Source organism: Nostoc sp. CALU 546, assembly GCF_048836525.1.
In genome coordinates this window covers 21401-34849 of the sequence record NZ_JAWJTF010000104.1, presented here as the reverse complement: position 1 = coordinate 34849, position 13449 = coordinate 21401, and the positions used below count along the sequence as shown (strand labels likewise).

Here is a 13449-nt window from a genome sequence, read left to right as displayed (position 1 = left end):
CACGCAACGGTAATGATATTTAAGGATACTGCCCTGACCAATGTCATTTGGTTGTGCTGAATTTGGTTTAGGAAAAACGTTTTTCCTAAATTAATTTCTATGTGTATCCTGTCGTCGGCTCAAGCTATTGGCTTCTTGTTGTATTTCTCAAACAGGTCATTTAACGCTTCAGCTAATAGGGCTTGAACTGTAGTGTCTTGCGAGAGTGCCAATTGCTTTAACTGCTTAGATACAGCCGGGTCAAAATGACCGGCGATCGCTTTTTTCCCTTGTCTGCTTGGTGGTAACTCCGGCTTATCAGCTGCCTGAGCAGGAGAAGGAGAGCGTTCATCGGTCGCTGGTTTCCCAGATGCAATTTGTAGAGCGTCTGCGAGATTCTTCTTAGCCATATCTATATTGAAGTTCGGATTATAAGTTTACTTGTATACAAGTAATATAATTTATATGTTTACTTGTTTACATATCCACTTGTAAAGTTGTTCAATTTCCTCGGCAGCCCTACCCGAAGGTTCATATTCTTGGGCTGTTTGTCCTGCTGTCAAGCTATGCACAAATGCCGCTCGTTGTCCTATTTGTATCGGGGCAACTGCAACTCCATAAGTAGCAATTGCTGACTCTGCTTCACTGGCAGAGGAACCGCGTGGAGGAACAGCATTGAGGACAACAGTTGCAGTTTTGTTAGCAAGTTTTACTAGGTCGATACTATCGCTGATTGCTCGTAGGTCGAGAATTGCAGGACGGCAGGGAATCAAAATTAAGTCAGCTGCGCGGATAGCTGCCAACGCTGCGGTTTCCGAGTGTGGTGCTGTATCAATAAAAACTATATCTGCCCCATTACTAGCGGCTGCTTCTAAAACTTTTGGCAGACGGGCGGCTTGTGCTGAGACAACCGCAGGAGCATCAAGGGTTCTACTGTCCCCCCAGCCAGCAGCCGAAGCTTGTGGATCTAGGTCGATGATTGCTGTTGATAAGCCATCAATAGTGGCAGCAACAGCAAGATGCACCGCCAGAGTTGTTTTACCAGCACCGCCCTTTCTCGAAATTATGGCGATTGTTTTCATGTAGATAAGAATACATATAACAGTGGTAACACGTTAATATATGAAAATGTTTACAAGTTGACAAGTTAGATTGTAGACAAGTATCAGGTACGCGATTGGCGCAGTAATTTATCAGTAAGCGGGGAATTAAGAGTTAACTGAAATGGACAATTATGACAATTTCTTGCGAGAGTTAAAAGAACGCATACGCAGTGCCCAAGTACGAGCGGCATTGTCTGTTAACCGCGAATTGATATTACTCTATTGGCAAATTGGGCGAGATATTCTTCTTCAACAACAACAACAGGGATGGGGTGCAAAAGTTATCGAACGTCTTGCCAGAGATTTAAAACAAGCTTTCCCAGAGATGAAGGGATTCTCAGCACGTAATCTAAACTATATGCGGGCTTTTGCTGAAGCTTACCCAGATGAGCAAATTGTGCAACAGCTTGTTGCACTAATTCCTTGGGGGCATAATGTTCTTTTACTTTTTTAATTTGAGTTCCATAAATATTTCGGCTATTTCATTGTCATTATATTTATTAATTTCTTGAAATCCATATTTTTCAAAAATCTTCCTAGCTGCAATAGATTTTCTCATGGTATCCAATCTTAATATATGTAATTCGTTTTTGTTGGCATTCAATAATAAATGTTCCATTAATAATGTACCTATTCCTTTACTCTGATATGAAGGTAAAACAAAGTACCTTTTAATCTCTCCTATTTTATCTATTTTGTTTAATATCTTTAATCCAATACTTCCAATTACTGCGGCATTTTCCCTCATAATCCAGAAATTTCCTCCTTGACTTTGGTATATATTTTCAATATTCCTTATATCTGACTGTAAGCCAGTTGGATCAAATTTATATCCTCTGTACGAATACATTATTTCCAAAAAATCTTCCAAACTAGCCTGGAATTCGGAACTGTATGAGATTAATTCCATTTGTTCAAAGGGAGTTGTCATGGGTTATTACTGATTTTTACTACAAGGGCGATGGCGTAGCCATTATTAGGTTTCATTGCAACACCAAATAATGGCAAAACACACAAGTTTCTAACCCTAATAATCTTACGTTCAAGATTTAGATTAATGGCAGCAAACACAAGCGCGAACTAACACTAAAACCCAATCACAGAAACAGCTTTTCGCTTTTGCTCTGGCGTGACCTCTAGATAACGCTGCAATGTCCCCAGGTCGCTGTGGCCAGAGATTTCTTGAATAGTTCTCAAAGGTATCCCGGCGTTGGACATCTGCGTGAGAGCAGTTCGCCTAAACGAATGGGTGCTGACTCCCTCTACACCAATCCGCTTGCAGGCATCTCTTAGAATCTTGTCTGCCATGAATCGGGTCAGCCGCTCAGTTACACCGCGCATACCTGGGAACATTACCCCGATTTTCGGTTGGTAATCAGCCAGTATTGCGGATAGTGCTGGTGGAATGTCTACAATCCGTGTTTTGTACTTGCCTTTCGTGGTACATTTTCGGAAAGTGATGGTTCCTGATTTGATATCAGTCTTTTTAAGGGCCAACGCTTCTGATACGCGACAACCAGTAAACAGGCAGATGCCAAACAGAGCGCGATCGCGTGGGCTGAGAAATCCCTCCGTGAATAATCGCTTTAATTCGTCTTGGCTTAGTATTTTGCCTTGTCCGTTGCCGCTAACCTTCATGTTTTCTACTTTCTAGGGGATTACACGTTTTACCGAAAACGTGTAATTGATGACCCAAAGTATTGTAACTCCGTTAGCGACACGAAAGCGATCGCTCCTCATCAATTCCAACTTATCAATTGCAATCGCTACAACCCCGATTCTGGCGTTGGCTGATAAAATTAGCTTATGTTTGCTAGGCTATTACCAAGTAGGGGTATGATCCGCACTTAATACTTATACCTAACTTATAAATGAAACGATCGCTTCATTTATATGTCCATGATTGAAAAGCCTTACTGTTATTGCAGCAAATACACAGTTAGTTGCCTTATACTTAGCTTGACGGCAATTTCTTCATTGAAGCTTACTTCTGACTATCATTGTTAAAAAGTCACTTATTGGGGGTGAAGTAATGGACGAGCCTAATCTTAACCACAAAAACAAATTTCTTTACCCTCGCAGTCGCTACTACGGTCAGGTTAAGCCAGAGAATTTAGTATTTAATGCCAACCTTCAAGAATTTGCTCAAAAAGTTGGCTACATTACCTGTTTAGAAACCAGTGGTAAGCTTTCTCCTGATGAGGCTTACAAACAGATTAAGGCACTTTGGAAACAGTTGAAGCACAGTAAAAAAGAATTGGGAATTGCTCAGGAGCCTCCCGCATAACCCGCTCAATCACTCTAATTCTGGGCTAATCACTTCAAACTCATTTACAGTTAGCGACACTATAATATTTTCCTCATCTGAATCTACTTGAATAAGCCATCGGTTGCTTGCTTGATCATCTGGGTGAGACTCTCGATCACAAACTACCCCAACTTTTCCCGCTACATAGAAGTGACGTAGAATTAACACTCTGTCTCCCACTTGAACAGGATCTGGGTATGCAATAAATAACGCTCCTAAAACTCTTCGCTCTGAAAAATGAACTTATACAAGTGAAATTATTGGTTTTATAACCTTTTCTTAATTAAAGCTTAGTTTATAGCTAATTTTCCTGTCAATGCTTCTGATGGAATGCTTTGATTTGCAGACAACCAGCACTTGTAACTCCAAGCCACATAGGTTTTAAGATTGTTAGACAGTAAAAGGTTCTCTGAAGCGTTCTTACAATAAAATACTGTAAATCACTTACTACCTGTAATACTTTACTTAGCTACCGATGGGAGATTAATAATAGTTAATAGCATATCTACAACTTCACTAAAAGAAGCTGCGGTCTTGATATTTTCTGATTCTACATAACCGAATCCATAGGTAACGTGAATAAAATCAACTCCTGCTTTCATTGCTGCTAATCTATCACTTTCTGTATCTCCAATATATATTGCGTTTTTCAAGCTATTGCGCTGACAGATTGCAATGATATTTTCAGCTTTAGGCTTTTGAGTTCTGCCAAAACATTCTGAGTCTATAAATATATCCCCAAAAGTCTTGCTTGTATTACTACTGTTTAAAGGCATCGAAAGAAATGCCTGTAAGTACCAATACTCACAATTGCTAACTACAAACAAGGGAAACTGAGCAGACAAAGTATCTAAATATTCCGAAACTCCCTTATATAAACTTCCACCTCTAGTTTTTATTTCTTGCTTTTCACAGTCTTCTATTAAAAGAGAAATTTTATAAATACTTTCCTGTGCTAATTCGGGAAAAATATTTTTTACACAGTCTATAAAAGGCAGACCACTTACCCTAGAGATATCATCCTCAGTAATAGGAGTTCTCTGAATCTTAGCAATATTAATTGCTTGATTCCACGCGGATGCACATATACTCGATATATTCCAAAGAGTTCCATCTAGATCAAATATTACCCCAGTCATTTAATAACTCCCAAACGAAACCAAGCAATTTCAATCACTAGAGTGCTAGCGGATATTAGAATGTATTAAAATGTGACTTCAAAGCGCATCTGTTTGACCAATCCTGATGAATATATTTAACTACGCTATCTTCTGTATTTGAGCCAATTACTAATGTCGCGTAACGCTTAAGTTCAGCATCTGCGTTAGCAACTGCAATGGCACGAGCGGCAATTTTGAACATTTTGATGTCATTAATTTGATCTCCAAAGACCACAATCTCACTTTCCCCTAACCCATAATTCTCTACCAGAGTCCGAATAGCTTGGTCTTTAGTAGCTTTGCAGTCATGAATTGTTAACCAGTACCACCCCGGAGAGTATTGGTTCTCAATCAAGTGTGTCTCTACGGTAGTTCCATGTCTTTGAATAATCGCACCTTGAAGTTCGAGCAGTTGCTGTGCGTGACCAATCACTGTTAGGCAAACGACTTGATCATGGAAAGAATGAGTCAAATCTTCTATTGCTCGCCATCTTCGGTCTTTGTTTGTTAGGCGATCATTGAGATACCAACGCATACCATCGTTGATTACATCCTTATAATATGCACAGTCTTCTGTACCGTTAAAACTAGATACAAACGGAACACAGCCGAACTCAAGAATAAGCTTATAGATACTTTCAACTACATCAGGACAAATAGAATTAATGATTTCGTGTCTGCCAGAATCCAAATCAGAAATAAAAGCACCATTAAATTCAATAACCGGGAGACGAAGACTCAAACCCTTCAGCATCACTTGCATAGAAACAACGCTACGCGCACTGGCTACAGTAAACTGTAGTCCTTGATGCAAGAGTTCGTGAAGGATTTTCTTGCTGAACGAAGAAAGAATGGCATTATCTCCAAGCAATGTACCGTCTAAATCACAAATGTAGACAGTGTTCATAAACTAATCGGGGACACTGGTTGAGAGGAAAATTATACCTTAATATACTGTAAATCGCTAGATTTACTGTAATATGCAAGAAGAAGTTTGATTCTGATAATCTTGATGGGTGCAGCTTATAAATCCGCAGTTAATCTTGAACTTGAATACGAGTGCGAACAGAACTGGTTATTTTTGACTGTGACGGAGTGTTGGTAGACAGCGAGACATTGAGCAATCGCGTTCTTGTCCAATTTGTTGCAGAGTTAGGGCTTACACTCGAACTTAAAGAAGCTATTTTATTATTCAAGGGTTGCAAAATGACTGATTGTGTTGCTGTCATTGAGCAAAAGCTTGGAAAAATGTTGCCGCCAGATTTTGTAACTCAGCTTCGTGTCCGTACTGCCGAGGCATTCGAGCGTGAACTGCTGAGTGTGGAAGGAATAGAGGCATCTCTTGACAAAATCAATTTACCTATCTGTGTTGCTTCCAGTGGGCCACCCGAAAAAATTAAGTTAGCTCTGCGTGTCACTAATCTGCTGCCTCGATTTGAAGGACGTATCTTTAGCTCGTATGAGATTGGAAGCTGGAAGCCTGCACCCGACTTATTCTTATATGCAGCTAAAAATATGGGAGTTCAAGCTGCATATTGCACTGTTGTAGAAGACAGCGTTTTGGGTGTGCGTGCAGGTGTTGCTGCTGGTATGAAGGTCTTGGGTTACACCACTCCGAGTGAGGCTTCTTCGCTCGAAGACTGTGGAGCGCAAGTCTTCTACTCCATGTACCAGCTACCTTCTTTGCTGTCACAGCATTAAAAATTTGGTAATAAAAATGATGTGCTAATTGGTGATTTTCAAATATCAAATTATCCCTCTTGTAAGGAGAGTTCCGACTCCTGAACAAAATTCGGTACTGTTTGGTAAAAATCAACAATACAGTTTAGTTTGGGCTTGATGCCAGCTTCTATGATATTAACTCTAATAGTTCAGTCAACCGATTAATTCGTTTTATAATCTGAGGAGATGCTTGCAAACCACTGTGAAGACGGTTAAGCCAAACTCCTATTAATCCGGTATCTCTGGCTGCAATCGCGTCTAGTTCAAGGTTATCTCCGACATAGACACTCTCTGTTTCTTGTACTCCCAGTTTGGCACAAGCTAACTGGAAAATCTGGGGCGCAGGCTTCGCAAATCCCGCCGCTTCTGAAGTAACAACGACATCCATAACAGACAGAATACCGCATCGTTTAAGTACTTCAACCTGTTGCGCCTCCTGACCGTTTGTTATCACCCCAATCTTGCATTTGTGTAACTGTGCAAAACACTCATCGACATCATTGAATAACTGGCACATACTCACGTAATGTTCCCAGTACTCCGAGAGCAAGGCATCAGCATCTGTATCTGAAAATTCATAACCGTATTTCAAGAATGCTTCTCGCAGTTTTCCTCTACCCGATTCCTGAAACGTAACTTCTTTGGCAAAGAACTTTTTGTACCACTTTCGGGTCAAGGATATCCATTGTTCTTGAAATATATTTAACTCATCTTCGCTATTAGGTATGACCTTATTAAATAATGCACTTGCTGCATCTCTAATTGCTGCATCGTGATCTATAAGCGTATCGTCAAGGTCAAAAAGTACGGCTTTAATCATATATTTATTTAGCTATACAGGGGAACTGAAACATTTTGCAGAAGATTCAAAAGTAAGAACATTAACAACCATCCTTCGCTTCGATGAGATTTTATTCACTCACCACCGTTGCTGTACCCTTTGGTGCGGTGTCAACAATTGCCAAAATTTTAGGGAGCAGCAGTTCAATATCTGCTAATCGATTTGACGGCACTTGCAATACCAAAACAGCTAAATCTAGAACTGTCAAATTTTGCTGAAACGGCAGATTCCGATCTACCGTTATAAACACGTCAAACTCAATTTCGGCTAAACGCAAGAGTTCTCCATCTTTGATGCCAGCCCAACCCATCTGCGGCACCGTTTTTACACTGTGTCCAGATAACTGCCTTGCCAGTCTTCGGTCAATACACTCGTCAATCAAAATATTCACACTATGCAACCAGCTTCACAATCTGCGCTTGTGCGGCTTCCAGAAAAGCAATCACCTGTTCTCGCTTCACTGTGGGAAATCCGTCTAGAAAATCATCAATGGACTCTCCCGCCTTCAAATAATCCAGCAGGGTTTGCACAGGCACTCGTGTTCCGGCGAAGACTGGCGTACCACTCATCACATCTGGTGATGCGGTAATGATTGCTGACTGACTCATTATCCCCCTTCTAAAAGCATGGCTAGGCTATCTCATTCTAATAACTGCGCTGACTCAAGCGGTAGTGACGGCGATCGCCTGCCCTCTCACTCTTGTTCTGCTACCACCAACTACAAAGTAGATAACACCCGCTCCCTGTCACAGTTTAAGCGATAGTAAGTTACTTTGGTAAGCTGCTTTAGTTTACTAATAATCTACAAGTAGATTAAAGCAAATGACTTATTTAAATAATTATCTGACTGTACCTTAATTTATCTGCTACTGTAATTTACTTAATTACGTATAGCTCAAAACTGCTTGCCTTATTCAATCTAGGTCAAACACTAACTACGGTTTAGACGTTTAGAGTCAGACACTTTTAAAAATTAGTATATTACTTTAATTTTCTTAACTTAATGCAGTAAGGTGCCAAAGTCAAAAAGTAAATTACTATTAACACACTAGTATATTACTTTCATTTATTTTAAATTTAACGTAACTGACTTTAAATTACCAATATAGAACAAGCCGTGTATGGCAACTAAAGACTGGTTAGACAATCACGCTAAAGTGACAGCATACCTTGATTTCAGCCTCTACGCTAGTTTAGAGAAGTGGATGAAAACACACAAAATAAAAAAAGCGTCTCAAGCTCTCACAATTATACTTGAGCATTATTTAGAGGGCAATATTCCCATCGAAGTGATGCCAGAGAACCTAGAACTTGAGGTAAAGCAGCTTAAGGTTAAAACTACCGAAATCGATGGTCTTGAGGCAGCCGTAGCCGAGCAGCAAAGGGAATTCAATGATGAGATTAACTCCCTCAGAACAGAAATTGATGGTCTACGGCAAGCCTTAATAAACGCGGGGTTATCATCTCTCAGAGAGAGGGTAGAGGACATCCCCAGAGGCAAAATCAAATTCTCATATTCTGATCATGATGCTAAACAGGGGCTAACCAAGACTGACCTGTGTGAGCGGATAAACATCAACGGCAGTCAAATCAATCAATGGGCTACGATGCTCAACCTAGACCCTGATGAATACCTGTTTGAGTTGACTGGGTGGAAGAAGCCCCTTAATGCTCGGCGATACTTCCCGGTAGTGGAGAATGAGCAAAAACTTGGGGCAAAAACTAGCTAGTAGTCAGAGGGCGATCGCCGATCTGACGGTACACAGAATGGTAATTTCCAATACGCTGATCTGCGCCTACATAAACTATATTGTCTACAACTGAAACCTGATGCAGATAGACATTAAAGAGTTTCTTACAACCAAGGTAACTGTCATTGTTGACCGTCCACTTGGTAGCAGGCATCCGCAATACCAATATATCTACCCGATTAATTACGGCTACATTCCCGGCACACTTGCTCCAGATGGAGAAGAAGTAGATGCTTATATCTTGGGTGTATTTGAGCCTTTAAGCCAGTTTGAAGGTGAGTGTATTGCCATTATTAGGAGGATTGATGATGCAGATGACAAGTTGATTGTCGTACCGCAAGGCTTGAATTACAGTAACGAGCAAATTAGAGCTTTGACAGAGTTTCAAGAGCGGTTCTTCGTATCGGTTATTTTGCGAACAAAATGTAATCAGAAAAAATGACTACTAAACCGATAAAGAAAAAAGTGATTGCCTATATCACCAGGGACGATGAGTTGATGGTATTTAGACATACTGACTTTCCGGCAGCTGGAGTACAAGTACCAGCAGGTACTATTGATGAAGATGAGTCACCAGATGATGCTGTACTGCGAGAGGTTTATGAGGAATCTGGTCTAATGTCCGTGAGGATTGTTGAGTTTTTAGGTACTTATGAGTATGACATGACCCCTTTACGAGATGAAATTCAATCCCGTTATGTTTATCATCTTGAATTGACTCAACCGGCTCTAGACAGTTGGCGACATTACGAAATGCATCCAAGCACCGGATTTGACCCCATAGCCTTTGATTTTTCTTGGGTAAAACTAGACGGTTCTGATTTGGGTCTAGCTGGTGGTCAGGGTCAACTATTACCTAAACTTTGTCAAAAAATGAAAACGCAGTAGAGGAAAGACTAAAAGAAAATCGCCATGATAACCAGCAGCTAAAAAGCCCTCAGTGATTCACCGAGAGCTTTTAGTTTCTGTCTACTGAAGTTGTGTTTGTCTGCTAATCTGTCGCCTCTGTCCTATGCTGTACAAGGATTCTGTCTACTTCTGTCCGTCCTGTCCCTCTGTCTGATTTGGGGCGATTTCGATGGTCGTAGCATCCAGCCAGACTAAAGACTGTTCTCTACCAGTTCATTAAACAGTTGCTTCAATTCCTCCGAACTGAACCGTTGAGCTTTTACCTTAAAGTTTGGCTGTATCTCAATAATGACTGCTGATGTTCTGACGGTTCGCTCTTCGGTATTGCAGCAACGATTGGGCTAGTTAGGGATATAGAGATTTTGTACAAAAATAAACTCCACCACTCCCCGACTTAATCCTTTCGCTATCCTCACCAATACATCATTCATTCACAATCAAGTTATAGTCGATATAACCAAGCATCGCCCCTCTTTTTATCGCCTCATAACGGTTCTTGACGTGCCATTTACTGTACAAATCACTGGCATAATTTTTGACTGTACTAACAGAGAGAAACATTTCTTTGGCAATCTGTTCAAAAACTAAACCCTGAGCCAGTAATCGCAGGACTTGTATTTGTCGCTCAGTGGGAGGTTCAAACAAGTTTTTGTCAACGAAGTTGGGGTCGATATATCTGTTTTGATAAAGGCTTTCTAGCAGTTTTTTAGCCAGCTTCGGGTCAAGCAGGCATTCATCAAAGTAAGCTCTTTTGATGGCTAGTTCAATCAATTCTATATCAGCACTTTTGAGCATATAAGAATCAGCCCCATGACGGAAAGCTGAGTTAATAAAGTCTGAATGAGTCTGATTAGTAAAAATTACCACTTTACTATTAGTTTTCCTTTTGATTGAGCGAGTCAGTTCTAAACCACTCATGTCGGGTAATAATAAATCAACTAACACAACATCAGGGTTGGTTTGTTCAATTAACTGAAACCCTAGCTTTCCACTGGTAGCATCACCAGTTACTTCTATATCTGGAGATTGTGAAATAGCGCCTTTGATGCCTAAGAGCGTGAATGTTTCTGGTTCAACAATTACTATTTTCAGCATGATGTTGATAATCTTCTAATAATAAATGGCTGTTTATTCGGTTATTTCTTATTGGTGTCTAGCGGACACGTACTAGACACTTGGTGTCTGGGTGGTGTCTGGGGTAGTGTCTGGCGGTGTCTTTGCTAGATAAGGCTTTCAAGCTTTAGTGTCTGTGGTGTCCGGTGTCCAGTGTCCGTTAAAAAAGGGTGTTTTTGGGGCGAGACACCAGACATAAAGGGCAGTCAAATTTGATTGAGCTTGATAACACCCTCAGCTATCCAGTCCCCCAATCCTGCCCCCACAATTTCATACATCCAGCCCTTGATTTGCTCAACACTAAATCTCTCACCGTTCACTTTAAAGTTGCCTTTGAACTCTCTTACATCAGCTTCAATTCGTTCAGTTCTGGTGAGATATTCATACAGCTTTTGCGCCTGGGGTGATAGTTTCTTAGGTTCATCTTGGGTGTCACCTGCTTTGTTACCAAGATTGAATTCCAGTTCATAAATGCGCTCTAAAGTGGCTTTATCGATGGGGGGATTGGGGTTAGATTCTGCTGGGAGAGCGTCGCTAAAGTCAGATATTTTCGCTGTCATTTTGGGCAGATTAACATCAAGCCATTCGTTTGAACTATCGAGTTTTACCTTAGCAAAACCAGTTGATGAAGGCTGTAGTGTAACTGAATCTACTTCTGCCAAACATTCAACTTGGAGCATCTTAGAAACAAGATTATGTAATCCCTTAATGCCGAATAAACACGTCTGGGTGTTGTTATGAGCTACGACAGTAATGGGCATCTCTTGTTTACGGCTTTTGGTTAGTGCCAGCTTGCCGAATTTGTCTAACAGTTCAGCATCCTTGATGAAGTCGCCGTATGTGGTGGCCTCCTCACAGATTAAAGACAAAGCTTTACCTTCTGCCCAAAGTTTCTGCCGCCATTGCGACTCACTCAATGATGAATTATTAAAGGTTTTTAACCGTGATTCCAGTTCCTCAACGTAATCGCGGATCTGCTGTTCAATATCATCCCAGGAGTGGTAACTTTCAACTCCTCGCCATTCACTACGGTTCGAGTCGGGGTCAAGGACAATCACACGGTAGCCGGCTTGTTTTTTGAGTTGGATTACATAACGGGCTAGCCATGATTTACCACCCCCTTGATTACCCCAGATAAGGGCAGTTTGTTTGACTAAGTTTTGCACCCATGCCGTTTTATTGTTCTGTGGTGCAATCGCTCCTGGCTCAGAACCAGTAACCTTATCGTTGGGGTCAATCGTCCCTTGTAGAGTCTGACTCCCTTGTAGATAAGGGGTTTTCATCTCACGCAACTGCTTAATGTACTCTGCTTTCTGTTCTTCAGTCATCCCCGCCGTTTGCGCCTCAAAAATGGCATCAGTTGCCTCCATTTGGGTAACTTCAATCTCGGTGTGGGCGTAAATCTCGGCTTTGGTGATATCAACAGTGCGATCATTGGCGACTAGATCCAGGTCAGCTTGTAGTTGGACTTCTGCGATCGCAACGTCCCTGTAACTCTCTAGTAGCTCGGAACGTGCGGCCATCTCAGCTTTTGCTGCGTCCCGTTTTTGGGCGATGTCTTCAAAAACTGCCCTCTGCTTCTCTTCATCTTGGCAATGGCGAAGCATCCAGCCAGCAAGCGCAAACCCCAGGAATCCCCCAAATGCCCAAAACGCTTTATATGGGTTAGTCGCTTTCACTAACCCATTTACCCCCATTGCTGGATCTCTCACTACTTGGCACGGCATTCCTTCTAACTGCCATTGCTCCCAATAAAAGGGGGTCATCCTGAAAGGTCTGTTATTCTGATCCTGACATACCAATTTTTTCTGGGGAGTCCGAACGCAAAAATAAATGCGGTCGCTTGACTCCCCTTTCCAAGCCATCGCCGCAGAGCTAATTCCCACAGTCAAACTAAGCCCAATTGCAACAGCTTTCTTGTCCATTGGTAACTGTCCGAACCACAACATAAAACCCGATTGTTGCGACTCGGATAACTGTTTATGTTTCTCGGTTAAATAATTCATTTACTCTTCCTTCCACCAAATAAAAAAATCATTAATATCGCTAGAAATATGCCCACTCCTGCACCATCTATCCAACTTGAAGATTCAGCAGTTTTTGGCTTATAAACCGACTCAATATAAGTCTTAACTGTACTAGTAGAAGTTCTCGCTTCATTCCATTCACTAATCGGTTCACTAAGCGCACACAATAACGCTAACGATGCACTGCAACCAGTCATTAAATTAGTAACGAAATTATTGAACCCTTCACCCGTTGCAGTGGCAGTAAAATACAGATGTGCAGTGCCAACAGCTAGGAACATTCCAACTGGGTGAACTTGCAACAGGTGAAAGGTGAAAATCACTGCCGAATTTAAGCAACTGCCAGCGACAATTTCACAAGCGTTACCAGCACGTCTAAATGTTCTACCTCGGTTATTTTCTGGTAATGGTTGTGGTTGTTCTGATTGTTGATGCTGCTGATGTTGTTGTGGTGTTTGTGCCAGCCCTTCATGCAAGAAAGGGCTGACGCTATGAGGATCTTCATTTCGTTTCCTTACTAGCATCAGCCTTGCCTT

Annotated in this window: 21 protein-coding genes; 8 read left to right on the top strand and 13 right to left on the bottom strand. The window is 41.3% G+C overall.

Annotated features, from left to right (window positions below):
* Window positions 1–119: 119 nt before the first annotated feature.
* Both RRG12_RS34330 and parA read right to left on the bottom strand, forming a co-directional pair.
* Window positions 120–389, bottom strand: coding sequence for a ribbon-helix-helix domain-containing protein (locus RRG12_RS34330; protein WP_323235412.1), 270 nt, complete (start codon window positions 387–389; stop codon window positions 120–122).
* Window positions 390–440: 51 nt separating this feature from the next.
* On the bottom strand, window positions 441–1061 hold the full coding sequence (gene parA / locus RRG12_RS34325; RefSeq protein WP_420762297.1) for a ParA family partition ATPase: 621 nt from the start codon (window positions 1059–1061) through the stop codon (window positions 441–443).
* 142 nt (window positions 1062–1203) lie between these two features.
* On the opposite strand from parA, the gene RRG12_RS34320 reads away from it, so the two are divergent.
* Window positions 1204–1536, top strand: coding sequence for a DUF1016 N-terminal domain-containing protein (locus RRG12_RS34320; protein WP_420762296.1), 333 nt, complete (start codon window positions 1204–1206; stop codon window positions 1534–1536).
* Here RRG12_RS34320 and RRG12_RS34315 read toward each other — a convergent pair.
* Both RRG12_RS34315 and RRG12_RS34310 read right to left on the bottom strand, forming a co-directional pair.
* Window positions 1525–2013: a GNAT family N-acetyltransferase gene (locus RRG12_RS34315; RefSeq protein WP_420762295.1), complete on the bottom strand. Its 489-nt coding sequence runs from the start codon at window positions 2011–2013 to the stop codon at window positions 1525–1527. The genes RRG12_RS34320 and RRG12_RS34315 overlap by 12 nt on opposite strands.
* A 155-nt stretch (window positions 2014–2168) precedes the next feature.
* Window positions 2169–2720: a tyrosine-type recombinase/integrase gene (locus tag RRG12_RS34310; RefSeq protein WP_420762294.1), complete on the bottom strand. Its 552-nt coding sequence runs from the start codon at window positions 2718–2720 to the stop codon at window positions 2169–2171.
* A 49-nt stretch (window positions 2721–2769) separates the two neighbouring features.
* Between RRG12_RS34310 and RRG12_RS34305 the strand changes: the two genes are divergently transcribed.
* Together RRG12_RS34305 and RRG12_RS34300 are read left to right on the top strand one after the other, a co-directional pair.
* Window positions 2770–2922, top strand: a complete 153-nt coding sequence (locus RRG12_RS34305; RefSeq protein WP_420762293.1) for a hypothetical protein — start codon at window positions 2770–2772, stop codon at window positions 2920–2922.
* A gap of 192 nt (window positions 2923–3114) precedes the next feature.
* Complete coding sequence (locus RRG12_RS34300) at window positions 3115–3369, top strand: DUF7219 family protein (RefSeq protein ID WP_190917850.1); 255 nt, start codon at window positions 3115–3117, stop codon at window positions 3367–3369.
* A 9-nt stretch (window positions 3370–3378) separates the two neighbouring features.
* Here the strand turns inward: RRG12_RS34300 and RRG12_RS34295 are convergent, their stop codons facing one another.
* The 3 genes from RRG12_RS34295 to RRG12_RS34285 all read right to left on the bottom strand — a co-directional run bounded on the left by RRG12_RS34295 (window position 3379) and on the right by RRG12_RS34285 (window position 5457).
* Window positions 3379–3558, bottom strand: a complete 180-nt coding sequence (locus RRG12_RS34295) for a hypothetical protein (RefSeq protein WP_420762292.1) — start codon at window positions 3556–3558, stop codon at window positions 3379–3381.
* Window positions 3559–3851: 293 nt separating this feature from the next.
* On the bottom strand, window positions 3852–4529 hold the full coding sequence (locus RRG12_RS34290; protein WP_420762291.1) for an HAD family hydrolase: 678 nt from the start codon (window positions 4527–4529) through the stop codon (window positions 3852–3854).
* A gap of 55 nt (window positions 4530–4584) precedes the next feature.
* Window positions 4585–5457, bottom strand: a complete 873-nt coding sequence (locus RRG12_RS34285; RefSeq protein ID WP_420762290.1) for an HAD hydrolase family protein — start codon at window positions 5455–5457, stop codon at window positions 4585–4587.
* Window positions 5458–5609: 152 nt separating this feature from the next.
* Between RRG12_RS34285 and RRG12_RS34280 the strand changes: the two genes are divergently transcribed.
* Entirely contained in the window at window positions 5610–6251 is a 642-nt protein-coding gene (locus RRG12_RS34280; protein ID WP_420762289.1) for an HAD family hydrolase, read from the top strand.
* Window positions 6252–6399: 148 nt separating this feature from the next.
* On the opposite strand, the gene RRG12_RS34275 is transcribed toward RRG12_RS34280, so the two are convergent.
* From RRG12_RS34275 to RRG12_RS34265, 3 genes are all read right to left on the bottom strand, one after another.
* Entirely contained in the window at window positions 6400–7092 is a 693-nt protein-coding gene (locus tag RRG12_RS34275; protein WP_420762288.1) for an HAD family hydrolase, read from the bottom strand.
* Between the two features lie 91 nt (window positions 7093–7183).
* Complete coding sequence (locus RRG12_RS34270) at window positions 7184–7504, bottom strand: DUF5615 family PIN-like protein (protein ID WP_420762287.1); 321 nt, start codon at window positions 7502–7504, stop codon at window positions 7184–7186.
* A 1-nt stretch (window position 7505) separates the two neighbouring features.
* Window positions 7506–7724 carry a DUF433 domain-containing protein gene (locus tag RRG12_RS34265; RefSeq protein ID WP_073643621.1) on the bottom strand — a complete coding sequence of 73 codons (219 nt, stop codon included), beginning with the start codon at window positions 7722–7724 and terminating at the stop codon, window positions 7506–7508.
* Between the two features lie 15 nt (window positions 7725–7739).
* Here RRG12_RS34265 and RRG12_RS34260 point away from each other — a divergent pair, with 15 nt between their 5' ends.
* From RRG12_RS34260 to RRG12_RS34245, 4 genes are all read left to right on the top strand, one after another.
* Window positions 7740–7877, top strand: a complete 138-nt coding sequence (locus tag RRG12_RS34260) for a hypothetical protein (RefSeq protein WP_420762286.1) — start codon at window positions 7740–7742, stop codon at window positions 7875–7877.
* 357 nt (window positions 7878–8234) lie between these two features.
* Window positions 8235–8843: a hypothetical protein gene (locus tag RRG12_RS34255; RefSeq protein ID WP_420762285.1), complete on the top strand. Its 609-nt coding sequence runs from the start codon at window positions 8235–8237 to the stop codon at window positions 8841–8843.
* Window positions 8844–8943: 100 nt separating this feature from the next.
* On the top strand, window positions 8944–9306 hold the full coding sequence (locus tag RRG12_RS34250) for an inorganic diphosphatase (RefSeq protein WP_420762284.1): 363 nt from the start codon (window positions 8944–8946) through the stop codon (window positions 9304–9306).
* Window positions 9303–9752 carry an NUDIX hydrolase gene (locus RRG12_RS34245; protein WP_420762283.1) on the top strand — a complete coding sequence of 150 codons (450 nt, stop codon included), beginning with the start codon at window positions 9303–9305 and terminating at the stop codon, window positions 9750–9752. The genes RRG12_RS34250 and RRG12_RS34245 overlap by 4 nt, the downstream gene beginning before the upstream one ends.
* Window positions 9753–10196: 444 nt before the next feature.
* Here the strand turns inward: RRG12_RS34245 and RRG12_RS34240 are convergent, their stop codons facing one another.
* From RRG12_RS34240 to RRG12_RS34230, 3 genes are all read right to left on the bottom strand, one after another.
* On the bottom strand, window positions 10197–10868 hold the full coding sequence (locus RRG12_RS34240; RefSeq protein WP_420762282.1) for a response regulator: 672 nt from the start codon (window positions 10866–10868) through the stop codon (window positions 10197–10199).
* A gap of 224 nt (window positions 10869–11092) precedes the next feature.
* Window positions 11093–12892 (bottom strand): hypothetical protein, encoded by a 1800-nt coding sequence (locus tag RRG12_RS34235; RefSeq protein WP_420762281.1) that lies wholly within the window; start codon window positions 12890–12892, stop codon window positions 11093–11095.
* Window positions 12889–13437 (bottom strand): hypothetical protein, encoded by a 549-nt coding sequence (locus RRG12_RS34230; RefSeq protein ID WP_420762280.1) that lies wholly within the window; start codon window positions 13435–13437, stop codon window positions 12889–12891. Before RRG12_RS34230 ends, RRG12_RS34235 begins: the two co-directional genes overlap by 4 nt.
* Window positions 13438–13449: the final 12 nt, after the last annotated feature.

Excerpts from the sequence above, each read along its gene's own strand:
- RRG12_RS34330 (WP_323235412.1), bottom strand. The coding sequence starts at position 389 with ATGGCTAAGAAGAATCTCGCAGACGCTCTACAAATTGCATCTGGGAAA.
- parA (WP_420762297.1), bottom strand. The coding sequence starts at position 1,061 with ATGAAAACAATCGCCATAATTTCGAGAAAGGGCGGTGCTGGTAAAACA.
- RRG12_RS34320 (WP_420762296.1), top strand. The coding sequence starts at position 1,204 with ATGGACAATTATGACAATTTCTTGCGAGAGTTAAAAGAACGCATACGC.
- RRG12_RS34315 (WP_420762295.1), bottom strand. The coding sequence starts at position 2,013 with ATGACAACTCCCTTTGAACAAATGGAATTAATCTCATACAGTTCCGAA.
- RRG12_RS34310 (WP_420762294.1), bottom strand. The coding sequence starts at position 2,720 with ATGAAGGTTAGCGGCAACGGACAAGGCAAAATACTAAGCCAAGACGAA.
- RRG12_RS34305 (WP_420762293.1), top strand. The coding sequence starts at position 2,770 with ATGACCCAAAGTATTGTAACTCCGTTAGCGACACGAAAGCGATCGCTC.
- RRG12_RS34300 (WP_190917850.1), top strand. The coding sequence starts at position 3,115 with ATGGACGAGCCTAATCTTAACCACAAAAACAAATTTCTTTACCCTCGC.
- RRG12_RS34290 (WP_420762291.1), bottom strand. The coding sequence starts at position 4,529 with ATGACTGGGGTAATATTTGATCTAGATGGAACTCTTTGGAATATATCG.
- RRG12_RS34285 (WP_420762290.1), bottom strand. The coding sequence starts at position 5,457 with ATGAACACTGTCTACATTTGTGATTTAGACGGTACATTGCTTGGAGAT.
- RRG12_RS34275 (WP_420762288.1), bottom strand. The coding sequence starts at position 7,092 with ATGATTAAAGCCGTACTTTTTGACCTTGACGATACGCTTATAGATCAC.
- RRG12_RS34260 (WP_420762286.1), top strand. The coding sequence starts at position 7,740 with ATGGCTAGGCTATCTCATTCTAATAACTGCGCTGACTCAAGCGGTAGT.
- RRG12_RS34255 (WP_420762285.1), top strand. The coding sequence starts at position 8,235 with ATGGCAACTAAAGACTGGTTAGACAATCACGCTAAAGTGACAGCATAC.
- RRG12_RS34250 (WP_420762284.1), top strand. The coding sequence starts at position 8,944 with ATGCAGATAGACATTAAAGAGTTTCTTACAACCAAGGTAACTGTCATT.
- RRG12_RS34245 (WP_420762283.1), top strand. The coding sequence starts at position 9,303 with ATGACTACTAAACCGATAAAGAAAAAAGTGATTGCCTATATCACCAGG.
- RRG12_RS34240 (WP_420762282.1), bottom strand. The coding sequence starts at position 10,868 with ATGCTGAAAATAGTAATTGTTGAACCAGAAACATTCACGCTCTTAGGC.
- RRG12_RS34235 (WP_420762281.1), bottom strand. The coding sequence starts at position 12,892 with ATGAATTATTTAACCGAGAAACATAAACAGTTATCCGAGTCGCAACAA.
- RRG12_RS34230 (WP_420762280.1), bottom strand. The coding sequence starts at position 13,437 with ATGCTAGTAAGGAAACGAAATGAAGATCCTCATAGCGTCAGCCCTTTC.